We start from the raw sequence: 18,732 nt of genomic DNA, 5'->3' as shown, positions 1-18,732 counted from the left end.
GGCCTCGCGCCGCCGCTGCCATCAGCCCAGCGGGTTGATGACGCCGGCCGCGGGGATGTTGCCCTGGCCCTTCTTCGCTTCGATGAAGTTGAAGATGTCGGCCATCTTGAAGCTGCCGTCGGCCGAGGAGAACTCGGCCGTCGGCGCGCTCAGCACCGATTCCGGGTCGGCCCGCAGCAGGCCCACGATGACCTCGGCCACGATGCTGCCGCCCACCGTGCCCAGGTGCCGGCCGCCCGTCTCGATCTCGGCTTCGCGCAGCAGGTAGTACCAGAGCGGCGTCTCGGTGCCGATGTTGAACTTCTTCACCACGTCGCCGCCCGTGCCCTCCTGCAGCTGCGCGGCGCTGAGCGGCGTGACGCCCATGCGCCGCGCAATGGCCTGGCCCGAGGGCAGCCGGTAGTGCAGGCTGCCGCGCAGCAGGTTGAGCTTGGCGAGCGGCGTGCCCGCGGGCGGGATCACGAGCTCGGGTGCCAGCGAGGCGTCGATCGCCATCGCCATCTGCGGCGTGGCCCCCAGGCCGGCGAAGAACTGGCGCCAGTCGAGCAGCCAGTTGCTCGGGTAGCGCGGCAGGCCGAAGAAGCCGCCGTTTCCGGTGAAGGTGAACGCAAACGAGAAGGTCGTGCCCGGCGGGAACACGCGGTTGAAGTGGTACTTGGACCGCACCATGCTGTGCCCGAAACGATAGGCCGCGCCCGAGAACTCGAGGGGCAGGAAGGGGTCGGTCGCCAGCTCGCCGGGGCCGATGCGGTAGTGCTTGAGCTCGGCCAGTGCATCGCTCACGGCCGCCGGCCCGGCCACCGCGGGCAGGAACTCGTTGAGCACAACCCGCTGGTAGTGGTGAATCACGAGTTTGCGCACGTCGGCGAACGATTTCTCCGGGTGGTGCAGGCAGATCGCGTTGTGGAAGTGCAGCATCGTGCGGTGCAGCTGCGCGACGATGAGGTTCTCGTCGTTGCGGCTGTCACCGAGCAGCGCGGTGCGTTCGTCGGTGCCGCTGGCGGCGCGCGGCAGGTCGTAAGTCGCGCCGTCGAAGCCCGCGACTGTGGGGTCGTTGCCACCCGGCGCCGCAGCGCCCGGCTGCACCACGGGGCCGATCAGGAACTGCGCCGCCGCGGTGCCGGGGTTGCGCCGGTACAGGAAGGGCTGGTCGCGCGGCCCCGAGCCGTAGAGCGAATCGAGGTCGAGCGCCGGGGTGCGGAAGTTGACGAGGTCGTCCACGTCGACCGCGTTCTCGCCCATGCTGGTGGGGTCGAAGGTGATGTCGTGGTCGACGAACTGGCCGAAGTAGGTGAAGCCGGCCGGGATGTTGCCGGCGTTCTGCGGGCCGGCGTGCATGGCGGTGGCCAGCTCGTCGGCCACCTGCGCATCGGTGGCGGCGCTGCCGGTCGTCCAGGGCGTGCTCGCCAGCTCGGGGAACAGCAGGCCGAAGCGCCCGGGCTTGACGAGGTTGCTGCGCACCGGGGTGGCCGGTGCGGTGCTGTAGCCGTGGTTGGTGGGAGGGGAAGCTTGCATCGCGGTCTCCAGGGTTGAACGATGAGAGCGACACTGTGCGAAGGCCCCCCTTCGCCTGCATCCGCAAGCGGTAGGACGCGACGCCCCAACCCCCTAACTTGCAAGCCTTCGGAGCCGGCATGAAACGCATCACCTTGCCCTGCGGCGAGACCGTCGCGGCCCTCGGCCAGGGCACTTGGAACCTCGGCGACGACCCCAAGCACCGGCGAGACGAGATCGACAGCCTGCGCCGCGGGCTCGACCTGGGCCTCTCGTTGATCGACACCGCCGAGATGTATGGCGACGGCCGCTCCGAAAGCCTCGTCGGCGAGGCCATCCGCGGCCGGCGCGACGAGGTCTTCGTCGTGAGCAAGGTCTACCCGCACAACGCCTCGAAGTGGGCGATGCACGCCTCGTGCGACGCGAGCCTCAAGCGCCTGGGCACCGACCGGCTCGACCTCTACCTGCTGCATTGGCCCGGCAGCGTGCCGCTGGCCGAGACGGTGCAGGCCTTCGAGGCGCTGCAACGCGAGGGCAAGATCCGCCACTGGGGCGTGAGCAACTTCGACACGAAGAAGATGCAAGCGCTGCACGCGCTCGCCGGCGGCGCGGCGGTGCAGACCAACCAGGTGCTCTACCACCTGGGCGAGCGCGGCATCGAATGGGCGCTCGCACCCTGGCAGCGCGAGCGCCACATTCCGGTGATGGCCTACTCGCCCACCGATCAGGGCCGGCTCTTGCGCGACCCGGGGCTTGCCGCGTTTGCGCTGCGCACCGGCCGCACGCCGGCGCAGGTGGCGCTCGCGTGGCTGCTGGCGCGAGACGCGATCGTGATCCCCAAGACCGGCCACGCGGCGCGGGTGCAGGAGAACGCCGCCGCGCTCGACAAGCCGCTCACGGCCGACGAGCTGCACGAGCTCGACGCGCTCTTCCCGCCGCCCGCGGGGCCGAGCGCGCTCGCGATGCTCTAGTTACTGCAGCGTGATCTCGAGGTAGCCCGCCGCGGGTGCCGAGTTCGCGCCCACCACCACGGCCAGCGGGTTCGCTTGCATGACGAACAGGGCGCCGTTGTCGCTGATCCGCACGCCGGCGCGGATGCCGGCCGGCTGGTTCGCACCGAGGGCGGACAAGGCGGCGAAGTCGGCGAAGTTGTTGCCGTTGGCGCGCAGGCCGGCGATGTCGTAGCTCGTGTCGATCAGCGTCGTCGTCGCCCAGTTGCCCAGCGTGCTCGCGCCGATGAAGGTGCCACCGGCCAGGCCGTTGGTCTCGGGCAGGCCGATGCGGAAGCTGGGCACGCCACCCGTGGGCGTTTCGGCGCGCAGGTAGATGAGCAGGTTGCCCGAGCGCGCCACGCGGAAGCGGATGGTGTCGCTGTGGGCCGCGTCCACGCCGGTGAACTCGCTGCCATTGAGGCTCAGCGTGTAGGTGTACACCGAGGCCGTGGGACAGGTGGCGATGGTGTAGATGAAGCTGTCGGTGCAGGTCTGCAGGCTGCCCGACGAGAAGCGAGACGAGAAGATGCGCGACGCATTCGGCGTGGCGTTGGGCTGGGTGCTGCTGAGGTTGACGCCGAAGCCGTTGAAGGTGTGCGTGAGTTCGGCCACCGAAGTGACGAAGCGCCGCGCCGCCACGAAGCTCGTGATGCCATTGCCGAAGTTGAAGCCGCCCACCACCAGGTCGGCAGCGGTGCGGAAGCGCACATTGCCGGTGATGGCGTAGGTGCCACTCGCACCGCCGGTGAAGATGCCCTGCACGTCGAGCCCGTTGCCCTGCATGCGGTAGGTGCCGCTGTCGAAGTTGACGCTGAACTCATACACCCGCCCGTTGGTGGCATAGGCCTGGTAGGTGCCGTTGCGAGGGTCGCCGAAGCCGGGGCCGCCACTCGACCCACCATCGCCACCGCCACAGCCGGCCAGCGCCAGCAGCACACACGCCCCCACCCATTTCATCCACTTCAGCACGCTCGACCCCCGGTGTTTGACGACAGGTCGCAGAGTCTACGGGCACGGCGTTGGCCGGCCTTCTACAGCTTCGGCCACGGCGTCGGGCCAGGAGGCGCGGCCGGTGACGCCCTAGGATCCCGGTAGCTCGAACACGGGCTCGGAGCCAAACCGGATCGACACCGTCGCCTTGTTGAGCGACTTGCCGTCGGCATAGCCCGTCTCGCGCACGCTGCCGATCTGCAGCCAGGCATGGTCGCCCATGCCCTTGAGCTTGAACTCGGCGCCGAGCCCGAACTGCTTCAGCCTCTCCTTGGTGGTTTGCGCGAGTTCAAGCCGACGCTGCCCGAGGTCGAGGTACGCGCGCCAATCGTCGCGCCCGGCCTTGAGTCGCCCCAGGGCCAGCGTCGCATCCTGGCGCACGAGCAGCGCGGAGTTGTTCGGGTCTTCGACGCGGTCATCGGTCTTGCGGCTGGCGTGCAGCTGGAACAGCAGCTTGAGGGAGCCGGCGCCGCGGTCCCACCCCTGCGAGTAGGTCGCCCACCACATGGTCATGGCCGGCGCGGTGTCGGTCAGCTTGCCGCTCTTCGAGTACCACGCGCGGCCGTAGCCCACGTAGAGGGCCGGCTGCGTCCACAGCGGCTTCACCGGCAAGTCCTTCCGGCAAGCCTCGAGCTCGGCGTCGGCAGCCTTGGTGGCGGCGTCGGACGGCGGATCGAGATTGCGGCCACCTGGGAGGTCGGCCGGCTTCGTGGCCTTGAGGCACTTCACGAGGCCGTCATAGTCGCGGCCCGGGTCACCCAAGTCGATGACACCCGTGCGTATGCCCCACGCGAACTTGGACGCGTCGCCGCCCTTCTCGTCGGGCGTGCTGGCGATGGACACCGTGGTGCGGGTCGCGGCCTGCAGGAAGAGGTTGCGCTCGTAGCTGTCGCCTCCCCGGATGAGCTGCGGCGCGGCCAAGGGCAGCGGCGCGAAATCGACGGCCAGCCCGGCCTTGGCCCGACCGTTCTCGTCCACCCCGCGCAGCAATGAGGCCGCCAGCGCACGCACGGTGCCGGGCCGCTGCACGTCGGACGGCGAGATGCCGAGCACGGCAAACGCCGGGCTGCCGGGCACGGCCAGGTCGATGGCACTGCGCTCGCGCAGCACGGCGAACACGTCGGTCTTCTTTTTTTCCACCGCCTCGGCCTGTTGTTTCAGCGCCTCGGCCTGTTTCTCCTCCGCGGTCTTCTCGGCGGCCACCGCACACGGGAACTGCGTGGCTGCGGCGGCGCACCACAGCACAGGCGCCACACGGCGCATGACGGCGTTCACGCCCGAGCCCCCACCGGCATCGAGGCCGGCTGCTTCTCGACGATGACGTTCACGCCGTCGAAGATGAAATCGTCGAACGACTTGCCTTCGGGGATCTCCGCCCCGAAGCGGCCGGCCACCAGCTCGTTGCCGTTCTCGTCGCGGACCTTGCCGGTGACGCTGTAGGCGCGCAGACCGGCCGCGCTCACCGCGGCCTGTACGCCCCACTTGATGTAGGCGGCCCCCGCCGGCACCGTGAAGAGCCAATCGGCCACCCCGCCGTTTTCAGAGGTGAGCGGCTGCCCCAGGCCGTGGGTGCCGATGCCGGTGAGCAAGCGATCTTCGTCGTCGAACACGCCAACCTGCAGGCGGATGATCGGCCCGCCGAAGACGGCAGCGCTCACGATCGCAGCCGAGCCGCGGAGCTTGATGGTCTCCTTGAACGCAATGCGCTTGTCAGGATCGGGAATGGACATGGGATGCTCCTTCGGAGGTGTTGAGAAAAGGCCGTGCACGCCGTCGATCAGCCGAGACCGCGGCCCGCGGGAACGTCGCCGCCTTGCGCAACCGGCGACGCCGGAAGGCCTGGCTTACGTGCCACGTCGGGCACCCCACTGCCGGGCGGCGAAGCGGCCTCCCGTGAAGAGAGTTCCTGCGCCACGGCGCCCTCGGTCATCTGCTTGCCCATGGTCAGCGCCGCACCGCTGACGCCGAGAAACGCGAGCCAGCTGGCCTCGAACTGCGGGTAGCGCAACTCGTGGACCACCTCCGCCAGCCCCACGCTCAGCAGAAGCACGTTGACCACGACCGCCTGGAAGCGGTGCAGCTGCTGCTTGTCATCGGGCCCGGTCAGGATGTCGTGCATCAAGCCTTGCGACGGGGCGTAACGACCCATCCCCATCGACGTGTCGACCGCATACGACGCCAGGGCCGTGGCCGCACTCAGCGTCACCAGCCCCACCATGCTGGCCGGCAACTCAGGCAGCGCGCCGTAGACGATCCGCAGGAACACGGCCGTGGCCACCGCAAAGAGAAACCACGCGCCCACCTGTACGCGGCCCAGGCTGTAGGTCGCCCGCACGGGCCGCCAGCGGCGGCGAAGCAGCGCCAGGCCCAGCACCGCGTGAGTCGTCTCATCCGGGGTCAACACGTTGCCATCGAGCGCCCGCTCCGCCGCCTCCCGGTAGCGGCCCGAAGCCACCTCTTCCGGTTTGAACACGCTGCCAAAGGCAGAGGCCCGCAGGGTGCGCTCAACGATCTCCTGGTCGGTCGCACGCTCACGAGCGCCATGGCGCCGGTTGACGAACAGCTCCCAGCGCAGCCGGCGCCGCAGCTGCAATGCGTCCCTCCAGAACGGCGCGGCCCGCGCATCGCGGAAGGTGTCGGTCCGCAGCAGCGTCCACAGCGAGCCCAGCAGCAGCACCGCGATCCAGGCTACCGCCACGAGCACCGAGCCGGTGTCGCTGATGCGGATGGTGTAGAGCCGCGCGAGATACGCCGGCGCCTGGCCGGAGACGGCACGCTCCGATGACCAGCCCAGCGCCACGCGCAGCGGCGCTTCTGCCATCAGGCCCTGGGTCTCGTAGAGCGCCGTCCAGAGGTTCTTGTCCTCAGCCCCGCGCCGCACGCGAAAGCGCAGCGCGATGCGGTCGTCTCGCACCGGCTCCCAGCTGACCAGCGCGCCATCGGCCCCGAGGTCGAAGCCGTTGAGGTTTAGCCGAAGCTCCTGGCCGTCGGCCCGCGCGGCTTCGCTCGCAACGCGGTACGAGCCCTGGCTGACGAAGACCGTCACGGCGCCGGCGCCGGTCAGCACCGCCGAAGTCTGGGCCCCGTCCTCGCAAGCCTTGAGTAGCTCGACCGCGGCCTTGGCATGCGACTCGCGCCTCTTGAGGGCGTCTTCATCATCGAGCCAGTCCCATTGCCGGCCGTCGTCGATGCGGACGCAGGCGATCGACAGGGCCAGTTGGTCGCGCCGCTTCTGTTCCTTCTCGCTGACGACCTGGCCGTTGTCTGCAAGGACTGGCAGCGCGAGGCCGGCGCACAACGCTGCCAACGCAGCACCTCGATACCGCAGGTTCCTCGCCCCCGTGCGCTGGTGCATCGACGCTCTCCCTGAACGTGCGGGGGCAGAGCGCCCCGCTTCAACGAGCAGGCATCGTCTCCGCCATGCCGGCGGGCGGCATCCTCAAGGTTGCGTATCTCCGGGAGGAAAGTGGGAGCGGCTACGCGCGGGCACTCGGCCGCGCCGACACCCGCGCATGCCACGCGTGCAGGTGCGGCGTGTCGGCCGGCATGTCGAGGCCGATGAACTTCGCGAAGTCGACGGTCACGAGGCCGATGATGTCGGCCATCGTGTAGCTGCCGCCCACCACGAACTCGCGGCCTTCGAGTTCGCGGTCGAACCACTGCAGCGCCTTCGCATAGCGCTCGCGGTTCGACTCGCCGTAGTCCTTGTACTGCGTGCCCAGGCGCGAGGTGAGGGGGTGCGTGTGCACCCAGACGGCGCCCACCGGCGTCATCACCGTCATCTCGATGCGGCGGATCCACATGTCGACGTTCGCCCGCTCGAGCGCCGTGCGGCCGAAGAGTGGGGGCGTGGGGTGCAGCTCTTCCAGGTAGCGGCAGATCGCCACGCTCTCGCTCAGGTGCGTGCCATCGTCGAGCGCCAGCACCGGCAGCTGGCCGAGGCTGTTCTTCTGCTTGAACTCGGGCGCCTTGTGCGCGCGGTCGCGGAGCGACACGTCTTCGAGCGGCACGCTCACGCCCTTCTCGGCGAGGAAGATGCGCACGCGGCGCGGGTTGGGGGCGGGGATGGGGGCGTTGTAGAGCTTCAAGTTGTCTCCCGTGGTGGTTGGCTGGATGCAGGCCGGGGCATGCTTGCAGCAAGCCCGCGTGCCCGCTGTCGCCGAGGCGATGCGCGGCCCCCGGGGAAGCGCCTGTTGACAAAGCCGGCCTACAAACGAAACACACCGCACCCGGCCGCGAAACGGCGACGAAACCGCTGCGGCCGAGACTGCCGGGCATGTCTGCTTCCCTTTCGCCAACGCTGCCCGTGCGCCGACTGGGCCTGGTGTGCTGCGCCTACCTCACGCTCTTCGCCGGCGCCGTGTTGGCGTGGCGTGCATTCACCGGCACGCGCCTCGATGCCGAAGCCCTCGGCGCCTGCGCGCTCGTGCCGCTGGCCGGCCTCGCGCTGCTGTGGCGCGACCTCCACGACGCCCGCCGCTACACCCTGCACATGCTCGCGGCCACGCTGGCCGGCCCCATCGTGCTGCTCTTCTGGGCCGGCTCGCTCGACCCCCACCCCGAGGCCCCGCGGCCCGAGCGCCCGGTGCTCGATGCCCAGCGGCTTGTGCGCGGCGCCGCCGACGTGCAGGACACGCCGCTCCCGGCCGCCGGCATCGTGCTCATGCGCTCGGCGCGTTTCCACGATGGCACCGAGCTGCGCCTCACCCGCTTCGGCAACGCCGACGCCGCCGCACGCCACCTCTCGATGCTCACGCACGCCATGCCCACCGAGCCCTTCGCCGATGCCGGCCGCCGCGGCCGGCGCCTCGTGGGCACCGGCGGCACCTTCGTGATGCTCGAACTGCACGGCCCCGACCTGCTGGACCTGCGCTCGCGCGACGTGGCGAGCGGCCTGGCCCGCCTGGCGGCGCAGCAGGTGCCCGCCCCCAGCCTCCATCACACCCCCACACCCGCCGAGCCCGCGCCGCGCTGGCCCTTCTTCACCGCGATGGCAACGGCACACGCGCTCGTGTTCCTCATGCTCGTCGCCTGGGGCAGCGTGCACACCACCCGCGTGCCCGCCCAGCGCGGCGCGGCGGTGGCCACCTTGGAGCAGCTGCAGGCCCGCCTGCTCTCGCTCGGCCGCCCCGGCGGGCCGTTCGAGATCCACGACGTGACGGTGGCCGAGGGTGCCCCGGCGCTGCGGGTCGACGCCTCGCCCGACCCCCACCGCACGCACGAGATCACCCTGCGGCTCGACGCCACCCGCGGCTGCGTGCATGTGCACGAGAAACTGCGCGTGAACGGCGACGCACCACGCGACGACGACGAAGCCCGCATGGCCCCCATCGGCGGCGCTGCGGGCGGGTGGCACAGCGCCACCGGCCCCGACGCGCAGTACGTGTGGACGTCGACCTGGCAGGCCACCCTGATCGAACCGCAGCGCTTGGGCGCCGTGCCGCTGATGCTGCATGCGCAGCACGCCGAGCTGCCACGCCGCCACGCGGCCACGCTCGACGGCGAAGGTATGCTCACCGTGCTGTGCGCGCTCGTCACCCGCTCGGGCTGGCACTGGCAGCCGCGGCTGTGGGGCCGCGCCGCCTGATCGGGACGATCACGCGGCCGGGTCGCCGAAGGCCGCCACGAACGCTTCCACGAAACGCGGCGAGCCGGTCAGCGTGAGCGTCACGCTGTGCCACGCACTGCCCTCGCGGCCGGGCTCCACCTGCACCTGCAGGTCGTGGTCCCAGTCCATGCCGTCGTCGGCCGCGCCGTGCGTGTGCGGGAACTCGCGCCATGCCCAGTCGAGCACCTGCTGCACCTCGGCCATCACGGCGGCGTGCTGCGCGGGCGCGGTCGAGGCCAGCGCTTCGAGCGTGGTGACGCCCTCGTCGTTGTCGCTGATGTCGAAGCTCAGGTAGTGCATGGTGCGGAACGGGTGGCAGGACAAGCTCGATTGCAGCAGAACCGGAACTGCGGCATCGTCGATGCTCTCACCATGAACCCGACCGTGCCTCCCGACCTGCCGCGCGATGACGCGCTGCGCGCCCGCATCGAACGCCATTTGCGCGCCTTCGAGGTGCAGGCAGCGCCGACGGGCGGCACGCTGCCCACCGCGGCGGTGGCGCTCGCCATCGTCGACGAAGGGCTCGGCGCCGACCTGCGCGGCCTGCGCAAGCCCGCCGCGTGGAGCACGCAGGCCGCCCTCTTGCTCACCCGCCGCTCGGCCCAGCTGCGCCGCCACGCCGGCCAGTGGGCGCTGCCCGGCGGCCGGCTCGACCCGGGCGAAACCCCCGAGCAGGCCGCGCTGCGCGAGATGGCCGAAGAGGTGAACCTGGCGCTTGACGAGAGTGCCGTGCTGGGCCGGCTCGACGACTTCGTCACCCGCTCGGGCTTCGTGATCACGCCGGTGGTGGTGTGGGCCGGTGCGGCGCGCGAGCTGGAGCCCAACCCGGCCGAGGTGGCGAGCGTGCACCGCATCGCGGCGGCCGAGTTCCTGCGGGCCGATGCGCCCTTGCTCGACCGCATCGAAGAGAGCGAGCACGCCGTGCTGCGCATGCCAGTGGGCGACGACTGGATCGCCGCGCCCACGGCCGCGCTGCTCTACCAGTTCCGCGAGGTGTGCCTGGAAGGCCGCGCCACGCGGGTGGCGCATTTCGAGCAGCCGCTGTTTGCTTGGAAATAGCCCCCTGGAATTAGCGCCTCAGACCTGCATCGGCGGCTGCATCAGGTCGGCGTCGAAGTTCATCAGCACGCTGGCCAGCTCGAGCCGGCGCCACAGCGCCGGGCGCATCTGCATGATGGCTTCGGGCGTCTTGGCCTGCGCCACCCAGGCGCTGATCTCGGCGTGCTGGTCGGCCGTGAGCAGGTGCAGGGCCAACATCTCGTCCAGTGTCTGCATGGGTCCACCTCCTGAATCGTGTGCAGCAAATCTCGCGCCTGACGCATTCTGAGGTCGGGCGTGAAGCGGTGCAGATGGCCCGCTATTCCGCGCATCGTGCCGCAGCCGGCGCGTGAAGATGCACAGCACGGGGTTCCCCGCCCCGCAGACCACCGGAGATGTGCAGTGTTCCGCGAACAAACCCGACTTCGTGACCAGATCGTGTTCCTGGAAGTCGCCGACGGCCACCACGTCGAGATGAACGCCTGGCGCTACCTGTGGGCCGCGCGCACGGCCCGCACGATCGTCGAACGCGAGCTGGGTGAAGTCCGCATGAGCGAGTTCGCGCTGCCGCAGCTGCCCACGCTGCAGACCACCGCCGAGAACATCTACTTCGAGAGCTATGGCTGCTTTGCCGACCTCGATGGCAGCGGCCACGCCGCGCTCGCGCAGCAGCTGGCCGACCAGCTGATCGAGCGCGCCCGCACGCCGGCCTGAGGGCCGATCAGCGCTGCGCCAGCAGCGCGCGGATGACGCTTTCCGTGCGCTCGTATTCGCCCTCGCCGAAGCGCTTGTAGCGGATGCGCCCCTGCGCATCGACGAGATAGAAGGCCGGCCAGTACTGGTTGCCATAGGCCTTCCAGGTGGCCCAGTCGTTGTCTTGCGCCACCGGGTGGCGGATGCCCTGGCGCTTCATCGCCGAGACCAGGTTGTCGACCGAGCGCTCGAGGGGGAACTCGGGCGTGTGCACGCCGACGACGGTCAGGCCCTGCGGGGTGTAGCGCTCGGCCCACGCGTTCACGTAGGGCATGGTGCGCTGGCAATTGATGCAGCCGAAGGTCCAGAAGTCGACCATCACCACACGCCCCCGCAAGCCGCCCAGGGTGAGGGGCTCCGAATTGAGCCAGCGCTCGATGCCCCTGAACTCGGGCGCAGCGCCGAAGTCGGGCAGCTGCTGCGACGAGACCCCGGCGCGCACCGGCAGCGCCGCCGCGGCCAGCGTGTGGAGCAGGTGGCGGCGAGAGAGTCGAGGGGCCATGGCGTGTTCCTTTTGTGCCGGAGCGGACCTCGTTTGTCGTGGCGGCGGCACGCGCCTTACACGGCCCGCAGCGAAAGGTTGCCACGAGGGCAATCGGCGTTCCACGACGCGCGCATAGGCATGGCTGGGTCGAGCTGGACCCGCGGGCTATAAACAACCGGCCCCATCACTTCGGAGACCGTCATGCCCACACCTTCCGCATCGTCCAAGCTGCGGCAAGTCACCGCGCCGCACGCGCCCTCGTCACCCGTCGTGCGCGCCATCGACGTGGGCTTCGGGCTGGTGAAGCTCACGGTGAACGACGACGATGGCGTGAACATCATCCACTTCCCGTCGATGGCCATCCCGGCCGACGCGAGCGCCGTGCGCAGCCTCGGCACGCGCCGCCGCGACACCTTCGACGTGCCGGTCAACGGCGCGCTCTACGAAGTGGGCCGCGACGTGGGCCTCGCGCAGGCCGGTGGCAGCTTCGGCCGCGACGTGACCGACGAGTTCTACCGCGGCACCATCTACGAAGCGCTCACCAAGGGCGCGTTGCGCTACATGGCCGATGCGGGCGACACCCATATTGACCTGCTCGTGCTCGGCCTGCCCGTCAACCAATACAACGACGCCAACCGCCGCGACTACCTGCGCGCGCACTACGAGGGCGAGCTTGACGTGGGCGGCGGCAAGAAGGTCACGGTGGACAAGGTGATCGTGCAGGCCCAACCGATGGGAGGCTACGCCGCCATCGGCGAAGAACTCGACGAGCTCAACGCCGTCATCCAGCAGACCGGCGGCGCGCTCGAGCCGCTCGCAAGCGCTGACGACCTCGACGACCTCTCGGTGCTGATGGTCGACCCCGGCGAGCACACGCTCGACTGGCTGCTGATCCAGCAGGGCTCGATCAACCCGCGGGCGAGCGGCGCCGCGTCCGACGCCGGCCGGCACCGCGTGGTGCGCGCGGTGCAGGAGTCGCTCGCCGCCGACGTGGGCCGCCCGCTCGGGCCCGCGGTGATGCCGCGCATCAACGACGCGCTGCGCGCCGGCAAGCCCGTCAAGCTCTCGGGCACCGCGCACGCGCTCGACCGCTTCGAGCCGGTGGTGATGAGCGTGGTGGAAGACTCCATCAACCGCATGGTCGACGGGCTGCGCGATGCGCACGAGATCATCGACCTCGTGGTGCTCGTGGGCGGCCACCCCGAGCGTTACCGCGACGTGCTGCAGAAGCGCTTCCCGGCGATCCCGGTGTTCGTGATGCCCGAGCCGATGGCGGCCAACGTGCGTGGCTTCCAGATGATCGGTGAAGCGCTCGCCGAGAGCTGAGCCGGCCCATGCGACTGGACATCGACATCGACAGCGAGGTCTACCCCGAGCTCCACGCCGCCCTCTCCGCCCTCAAGAGCACCCGCGCCCGCGCGGAGCGACTGCGCCAGCTGGCCGCCACCGGGCTGGTGGGGGAGAAGGTGCGGCTGCACGGCAGCGCCGCGATGGCCGCCCCTGCGGGGGACACACGCGCCGACATCGTGACGCGCGCCGACGTCAAGCCGCTCGCGCCGCCAGAGCCCGCGCCGCGCCCCACCGAGCGCCGCCGCAAGCGGCCCAGCCGTGCAGACATGGAGCAGGTGATGCGCGAACTGCCGGTACTGATGGACGTGGTGGCCGACGTGATGCCCCTGCCCTCGCCGCACGACGACGAGCCGCACCACCTGGATCCTCACGACGAGCCCGCGCCCTGGGCCGCGATGAACGCCTATCCCGACGACCTTTCCTCCTCGGACGACGACGATGCCCACGACGACAGTGCGCCGCTCCCCGATGCCACGCTGCACGTCACCGCCTTGTCGCACAAGCCGGCCACCCGCTCGCGCCTGATGCGCATGAAGGAACGCGGGCTCTTCAAGAACGGCTGAGCCGCCCCGTGTGGGCGAAGGCTGACAGGCACGAGTCCGCATGCCCTTCACGACGACGGGCCCCACGGCGATGGAGCGCCGACACCTGCACTCCTAACCTTGTGGCTCGTTCAATGCACTGAAGGAGATGTCCCATGTTGAACTCGAACACCCCTGATAAGAAGTCCCATCCCGCCGCGACCGGCACTGGCGCGGTGATCGGCGGCGTGGCCGGTGGTGTGGCCGGCGGTGCAGCCGCCGGTGCCGCGATCGGCGGCATGACCGGCCCGGTGGGCGCGGCCGTGGGTGCCGCTGCCGGCGCCGTGGTGGGCGCGCTCTCGGGCAAGGCCGTTGCACGTGCCGTCGACCCGGCCGCCGAAGACACCTACTGGCGCGACAACTACGCCGACCGCCCCTACGTCGACCGTGCCCTGGGCTACGACGACTACCAGCCGGCCTACGGCTACGGCGTCGACGCGTACAGCCGCTACCCGGGCCGCACCTTCGACGAAGTGGAGCCCGAACTCAGCCGCGGCTGGAGCGCCCGCCGCGGCAGCTCGGGCCTGGAATGGGACAACGCCAAGCACGCCTCGCGCGACGCCTGGCACCGCCTCAGCAACACGGTGGAAAACGTGATCCCGGGCGACTCGGACCGCGACGGCCACTGAGTCCAAACCCACTTTCTCCACGAGGGCGCTTCGGCGCCCTTTTTTCATGGGCCGGATTCCGGCAGGCGCACTCGGCTGTTCACTGCGCGACAGCGGCCCAGGGCATTTGTGGTCATCATGGGTTTGGCCCCTTCATCAACGTTCTGCCAGAGGCAACACCCATGACTTCTTCGAACCGACAGGCCGTCATCGTCTCCTATGCCCGCACGGGCCTTGCGAAGGCCGCACGCGGCGGCTTCAACATCACGCCAAGCATGACGATGCTGGGCCACGCGATCAAGCATGCGGTCGACCGCTCGAAGGTCGACCCCAAGGAAGTGGAAGACGTGATCGCCGGCCAGGTGGCCGCCTCGGGCAACGTGGCGCGCAGCGCGGGCCTGCTCGCCGGCCTGCCGGTCACCACCAGCGGCATGACGCTCAACCGCGCCTGCTCGTCGGGCTTGAACGCGATTGCGGTGGCGGCCAACTACATCCTCAACGACGGCGCCAACATCATGGTCGCCGGCGGCGTGGACTCGATCAGCCACCAGGGCGGCGGTGGTGGCGGGCAAGACCCGACGCTCACCGACCTGCACCCCGCGATCTGGATGCCGATGATCGACACCGCCGACATCGTGGCGCAGCGCTACGGCATCAGCCGTGAGTATCAAGACGAGTATTCGCTGCGCTCGCAGCAGCTGATGGCCGCCGCGCAGAAGGCCGGCAAGTTCAAGGACGAGATCATCTCGGTGAAAACGAAGATGAAGCTCGTCGACAAGGTCACCAAGGCCGAGACCATCGTCGATGCCGTGGTCGACCGCGACGAGTGCAACCGCCCCGACACCACGCTCGAAGGCCTGGCCAAGCTGGAGCCGGTGCGCGGGCCCGGCAAGTTCGTCACCGCGGGCAATGCGAGCCAGCTCAGCGACGGCGCCGCGGCGGTGGTGCTGATGGAAGCGAAGGAAGCCGAGAAGCGCGGCCTGCAGCCGCTGGGCGCCTTCAAGGGTTGGGCCGTCGCCGGCTGCGAGCCCGACGAGATGGGCATCGGCCCGGTCTTCGCCATCCCGCGCCTGCTGGAGCGCCACGGCCTGAAGATCCAGGACATCGACCTCTGGGAGCTGAACGAAGCCTTCGCGAGCCAGTGCCTCTACAGCCGCGACAAGCTCGGCATCAACCCCGACATCTACAACGTCAACGGCGGCTCCATCGCCATCGGCCACCCCTTCGGCATGACGGGTGCGCGCCTCACCGGCCATGTGCTGATGGAAGGCAAGCGCCGTGGTGCAAAGCACGTGGTGGTGTCGATGTGCATCGGCGGCGGCATGGGCGGCGCGGGGCTGTTCGAAGTGTTCTGAGCGAAGGGGCTCCCCCGCGTCCGTTCGGGCTGAGCCTGTCGAAGCCAGCGCAGTGCCACACGCGCCCTTCGACAAGCTCAGGGCGAACGGAGTTTTATTTCCACAGGAGACAAGACAAATGACGATCACCAACAACGGCGCCGTCAGCGAGACCAGCGGCGCCGGCACCTTCACCGTCGAAGGCGACATCGGCATCCTCACCATCGACTACCCACCGGTGAACGCGCTCTCGCAGGCCACGCGGCAAGGCATCGTCGCCGGCATGCAGGCCGCAGCGGCCCACCCCGACGTGAAGGCCGTGGTGCTGATCTGCGCCGGCCGCACCTTCCTCGCCGGTGCCGACATCACCGAGTTCGGCAAGCCGCCGAAGGCCCCTGGCCTGCGCGAGGCGCAAGACCTCATCGAGAACTCGCCCAAGCCGGTGATCGCCGCCATCCACGGCACCGCACTCGGCGGTGGGCTCGAAGTGGCGATGTGCTGCCACTACCGCGTGGCCGTGCCCAGCGCGAAATGCGGCCTGCCCGAGGTGCTGATCGGCGTGCTGCCGGGCGCCGGTGGCACGCAACGCCTGCCGCGCATCGTGGGCGTGGAGAAAGGCCTCGACATGATCGTCAACGGCACGCACGTGCCGGCGAAAGAGTGCTTCGAGATGGGCCTGCTCGACGCGCTGGTGCCCGAAGGTGAGCTGCGGGCGAGCGCCATTGCGTTCGCCCGCAAGGTGATCGACGAGAAGCGCCCGCTGCGCAAGGTGCGCGACCTCGACGACAGGATCGCCGCCGCGCGTGGCAAGCCCGAGATCTTCGCGGCGGTGCGCAAGGCCAACGCGAAGAAGTTCCGCGGGCTACCGGCGCCGGAGGCCTGCATCCAGTGTGTGGAAGCGGCCGTCAACGGCTCCTTCGAGGATGGCCTCGCCACCGAACGGCGTCTCTTCCAGCAGCTCGTGGCCGGCACCGAATCGATCGCGCAGCGCTACGCCTTCTTCGCGCAGCGCGAGGCGGCGAAGATTCCCGGCATCGCGGCCGACACGCCGATCGTCGACGTGAAGCACGTGGGCATCATCGGCGCCGGCACGATGGGCGGCGGCATCGCGATGAACTTTGCGAACGTCGGCATCAAGATCACCCTCGTCGAAACCGCGCAGGCCGCGCTCGACCGGGGCTTGGGCGTCATCCGCAAGAACTACGAGAACTCGGCCAAGAAGGGCCGCTTCACGCAAGACGAGGTGGAGAAGCGCATGGCGCTCATCACCGGCACGCTCGACATGGAGAAGCTCGCCGACTGCGACCTGGTGATCGAAGCCGTGTTTGAGAACATGGCGGTGAAGAAAGAGATCTTCGGCAAGCTCGACCGCATCGTGAAGCAGGGTGCGGTGCTCGCCACCAACACCTCGGCACTCGACGTCAACGAGATCGCCTCGGCAGCCACCTCGCGGCCTGAGGCGGTGGTCGGCATGCACTTCTTCTCGCCGGCCAACGTGATGAAGCTGCTGGAAGTGGTGCGCGGCGCCAAGACCTCCGACACGGCGCTCGCCACTGCGATGCAGGTGGGCAAGAAGATCGGCAAGGTGGCCGCGATCTCCGGCGTGTGCCCCGGCTTCATCGGCAACCGCATCCTCGGTGCGCGCGGCGCGCAGGCACACGCCATGCTGATGGAAGGCGCGATGCCGTGGGACATCGACCAGGTGCTCTACGACTTCGGCATGCCGATGGGCCCGTATGCGATGAGCGACCTGGCCGGCCTCGACCTCGGCTGGAACAAGGAAAAGAGCAAGAGCTCCACCATCCGCGAAGTGCTGTGCGAGATGGACCGCCGCGGCCAGAAGACCGGCGCCGGCTACTACGACTACGACGAAAACCGCAACGCCAAACCCAGCGAGATCACGAAGAGGGTCATCCTCGACTTCATGGCGAAGGAAGGCCGCACGCCGCGCGAGATCGGCAAGGCGGAGATCCTCGAACGCTGCATCTACGCGATGGTCAACGAGGGCGCCAAGATCCTGGAAGAAGGCATTGCGCTTCGGGCTTCCGACATCGACGTGGTGTGGCTCAACGGCTATGGTTGGCCGGTGTACCGAGGTGGCCCGATGTTCTATGCCGACACCGTCGGGCTCGACACCGTGGTCGCGAAGCTGAAGGAATACGGCCCGCGCATGGGCGCCAATTTCAAGATTTCGCCGCTGCTCGAAAAAATGGCCGCCGAAGGCAAGAAATTCGTGCGCACGAACTGAGAACACCAGGAGACAAGCACATGGACCTGAGCTATTCCCCCGAAGAGCTGGCCTTCCGCGACGAAGTGCGCAGCTGGCTCGACACCAACCTGCCCGAAGACATCCGCACCAAGGTGCGCGAGCACCGCGAGCTGAGCAAGGACGACGTCATGCGCTGGCACCGCATCCTCGCGAAGAAGGGCTGGTCGGTGCCGCACTGGCCCGAAGAATGGGGCGGCACCGGCTGGAACATCACCCAGCGCTACCTCTATCAAGAGCAGTTCGGCCTCTCGGGCGCGCCCGGCCTGCCGGCCTTCGGCCCCAACATGTGCGCCTCGGTGCTGATGCGCTTCGGCACGCCCGGGCAGAAGGATCACTTCCTGCCGCGCATCCGCGATGGCGTCGACTTCTGGGTGCAGGGCTATTCCGAGCCCGGCGCCGGCTCCGACCTCGCCGCCGTGAAGACCCGCGCCGAACGCAAGGGCGACCACTACGTCGTCAACGGCCAGAAGATCTGGACGACGCTCGGCCACTGGGGCGACTGGATCTTCTGCCTGGTGCGCACCGACCCCACCGCCGAGAAGCGCCAAGAAGGCATCAGCTTCCTGCTGATCGACATGAAGACGCCGGGCATCACCGTGCGCCCGCTGATCCTGATGGACGGCGGCCACGAGGTGAACGAAGTCTTCTTCGACGAGGTGAAGGTGCCGGTCGAAAACCTCGTCTTCGAAGAGAACAAGGGCTGGACGGTCGCGAAATACCTGCTGGGCCACGAGCGCATGGGCTCGGGCAACGTGGGCGGCAGCAAGCGCATGCTGGCCGAGCTGAAGGAGATCGCGAAGACCGAACTCAAGAACGGCAAGCCCCTCCTCGACGACCTGCGCTTCCGCGACAAGCTGAGCCGCATCGAGATCGACATCCAGGCGCTGGAACTCACCTCGATGCGCTTTCTCGACAAGATGCGCCGCAGCGGCCAGCCGCCGGGGGCCGATGTGTCGATGCTGAAGATCCGCGGCACCGAGATCGCGCAGGCCATCACGCTGCTCACCTCCGAAGCGCTGGGCCCCAACGCGCAGCCGTTCCGCGCGATCGACGGCGAGGAACTCGACCCCATCGCGACCAGCGTCACACCGCGCTACTTCAACTACCGCAAGGTCAGCATCTACGCCGGCTCGAACGAAGTGCAACGCAACATCATCGCCAAGGCCACGCTGGGCCTGTGACCTTCTGCCGTTCGGGCCGAGCCCCATCACCGTTCGGGCTGAGCCTGTCG

General features: G+C 69.2%; 19 protein-coding genes. 10 read left to right on the top strand and 9 right to left on the bottom strand.

Translation table 11 applies throughout. The annotated features are described in order from the left end of the window. Window positions 1-21 precede the first annotated feature (21 nt). Entirely contained in the window at window positions 22-1,515 is a 1,494-nt protein-coding gene (locus KF892_20510; GenBank protein ID MBX3627404.1) for a hypothetical protein, read from the bottom strand. Between the two features lie 119 nt (window positions 1,516-1,634). Between KF892_20510 and KF892_20505 the strand changes: the two genes are divergently transcribed. Beyond that, window positions 1,635-2,465 carry an aldo/keto reductase gene (locus tag KF892_20505; protein MBX3627403.1) on the top strand — a complete coding sequence of 277 codons (831 nt, stop codon included), beginning with the start codon at window positions 1,635-1,637 and terminating at the stop codon, window positions 2,463-2,465. Here the strand turns inward: KF892_20505 and KF892_20500 are convergent, their stop codons facing one another. From KF892_20500 to KF892_20480, 5 genes are all read right to left on the bottom strand, one after another. Further along, the gene (locus tag KF892_20500) at window positions 2,466-3,443 is read right to left on the bottom strand and encodes a hypothetical protein (protein ID MBX3627402.1); all 978 of its coding nucleotides are present in this window, start codon (window positions 3,441-3,443) and stop codon (window positions 2,466-2,468) included. Between the two features lie 123 nt (window positions 3,444-3,566). Next, window positions 3,567-4,751, bottom strand: coding sequence for a hypothetical protein (locus KF892_20495; protein ID MBX3627401.1), 1,185 nt, complete (start codon window positions 4,749-4,751; stop codon window positions 3,567-3,569). Next, on the bottom strand, window positions 4,748-5,206 hold the full coding sequence (locus tag KF892_20490) for a hypothetical protein (protein ID MBX3627400.1): 459 nt from the start codon (window positions 5,204-5,206) through the stop codon (window positions 4,748-4,750). The genes KF892_20495 and KF892_20490 overlap by 4 nt, the downstream gene beginning before the upstream one ends. 47 nt (window positions 5,207-5,253) lie before the next feature. After that, the gene (locus KF892_20485) at window positions 5,254-6,831 is read right to left on the bottom strand and encodes a hypothetical protein (protein ID MBX3627399.1); all 1,578 of its coding nucleotides are present in this window, start codon (window positions 6,829-6,831) and stop codon (window positions 5,254-5,256) included. Between the two features lie 121 nt (window positions 6,832-6,952). Continuing rightward, window positions 6,953-7,564 (bottom strand): glutathione S-transferase family protein, encoded by a 612-nt coding sequence (locus tag KF892_20480; protein MBX3627398.1) that lies wholly within the window; start codon window positions 7,562-7,564, stop codon window positions 6,953-6,955. Window positions 7,565-7,752: 188 nt separating this feature from the next. Between KF892_20480 and KF892_20475 the strand changes: the two genes are divergently transcribed. Continuing rightward, window positions 7,753-9,063 (top strand): hypothetical protein, encoded by a 1,311-nt coding sequence (locus tag KF892_20475; protein ID MBX3627397.1) that lies wholly within the window; start codon window positions 7,753-7,755, stop codon window positions 9,061-9,063. Between the two features lie 9 nt (window positions 9,064-9,072). On the opposite strand, the gene KF892_20470 is transcribed toward KF892_20475, so the two are convergent. Further along, window positions 9,073-9,384, bottom strand: a complete 312-nt coding sequence (locus KF892_20470; GenBank protein ID MBX3627396.1) for a hypothetical protein — start codon at window positions 9,382-9,384, stop codon at window positions 9,073-9,075. A gap of 72 nt (window positions 9,385-9,456) precedes the next feature. Here KF892_20470 and KF892_20465 point away from each other — a divergent pair, with 72 nt between their 5' ends. Beyond that, window positions 9,457-10,143 (top strand): CoA pyrophosphatase, encoded by a 687-nt coding sequence (locus KF892_20465; protein MBX3627395.1) that lies wholly within the window; start codon window positions 9,457-9,459, stop codon window positions 10,141-10,143. An 18-nt stretch (window positions 10,144-10,161) separates the two neighbouring features. Here the strand turns inward: KF892_20465 and KF892_20460 are convergent, their stop codons facing one another. Then, window positions 10,162-10,359: a hypothetical protein gene (locus KF892_20460; GenBank protein ID MBX3627394.1), complete on the bottom strand. Its 198-nt coding sequence runs from the start codon at window positions 10,357-10,359 to the stop codon at window positions 10,162-10,164. 165 nt (window positions 10,360-10,524) lie between these two features. Between KF892_20460 and KF892_20455 the strand changes: the two genes are divergently transcribed. Next, complete coding sequence (locus tag KF892_20455) at window positions 10,525-10,836, top strand: hypothetical protein (protein MBX3627393.1); 312 nt, start codon at window positions 10,525-10,527, stop codon at window positions 10,834-10,836. A gap of 7 nt (window positions 10,837-10,843) precedes the next feature. On the opposite strand, the gene KF892_20450 is transcribed toward KF892_20455, so the two are convergent. After that, complete coding sequence (locus tag KF892_20450; GenBank protein MBX3627392.1) at window positions 10,844-11,377, bottom strand: thioredoxin family protein; 534 nt, start codon at window positions 11,375-11,377, stop codon at window positions 10,844-10,846. A gap of 183 nt (window positions 11,378-11,560) precedes the next feature. Between KF892_20450 and KF892_20445 the strand changes: the two genes are divergently transcribed. The 6 genes from KF892_20445 (at window position 11,561) to KF892_20420 (ending at window position 18,682) form a co-directional block, all read left to right on the top strand. Next, complete coding sequence (locus tag KF892_20445; GenBank protein MBX3627391.1) at window positions 11,561-12,685, top strand: hypothetical protein; 1,125 nt, start codon at window positions 11,561-11,563, stop codon at window positions 12,683-12,685. 8 nt (window positions 12,686-12,693) lie between these two features. Next, a complete protein-coding gene (locus KF892_20440) occupies window positions 12,694-13,272 on the top strand; it encodes a hypothetical protein (protein ID MBX3627390.1) in 579 nt (192 codons plus the stop codon). 134 nt (window positions 13,273-13,406) lie between these two features. After that, a complete protein-coding gene (locus tag KF892_20435) occupies window positions 13,407-13,919 on the top strand; it encodes a hypothetical protein (protein MBX3627389.1) in 513 nt (170 codons plus the stop codon). A 161-nt stretch (window positions 13,920-14,080) separates the two neighbouring features. Continuing rightward, the gene (locus KF892_20430; protein ID MBX3627388.1) at window positions 14,081-15,253 is read left to right on the top strand and encodes an acetyl-CoA C-acyltransferase; all 1,173 of its coding nucleotides are present in this window, start codon (window positions 14,081-14,083) and stop codon (window positions 15,251-15,253) included. Between the two features lie 118 nt (window positions 15,254-15,371). Continuing rightward, on the top strand, window positions 15,372-17,480 hold the full coding sequence (locus KF892_20425; protein MBX3627387.1) for an enoyl-CoA hydratase/isomerase family protein: 2,109 nt from the start codon (window positions 15,372-15,374) through the stop codon (window positions 17,478-17,480). Window positions 17,481-17,500: 20 nt separating this feature from the next. Continuing rightward, on the top strand, window positions 17,501-18,682 hold the full coding sequence (locus tag KF892_20420; protein MBX3627386.1) for an acyl-CoA dehydrogenase family protein: 1,182 nt from the start codon (window positions 17,501-17,503) through the stop codon (window positions 18,680-18,682). The last annotated feature ends 50 nt before the right edge of the window (window positions 18,683-18,732 follow it).

It is taken from the genome of Rhizobacter sp. (assembly GCA_019635355.1).
In the GTDB taxonomy this organism is placed as follows: Bacteria; Pseudomonadota; Gammaproteobacteria; order Burkholderiales; family Burkholderiaceae_C; genus Rhizobacter.
Note: the sequence above shows the minus strand (reverse complement) of the source record. Positions and strands in the feature narration are given on the sequence as shown.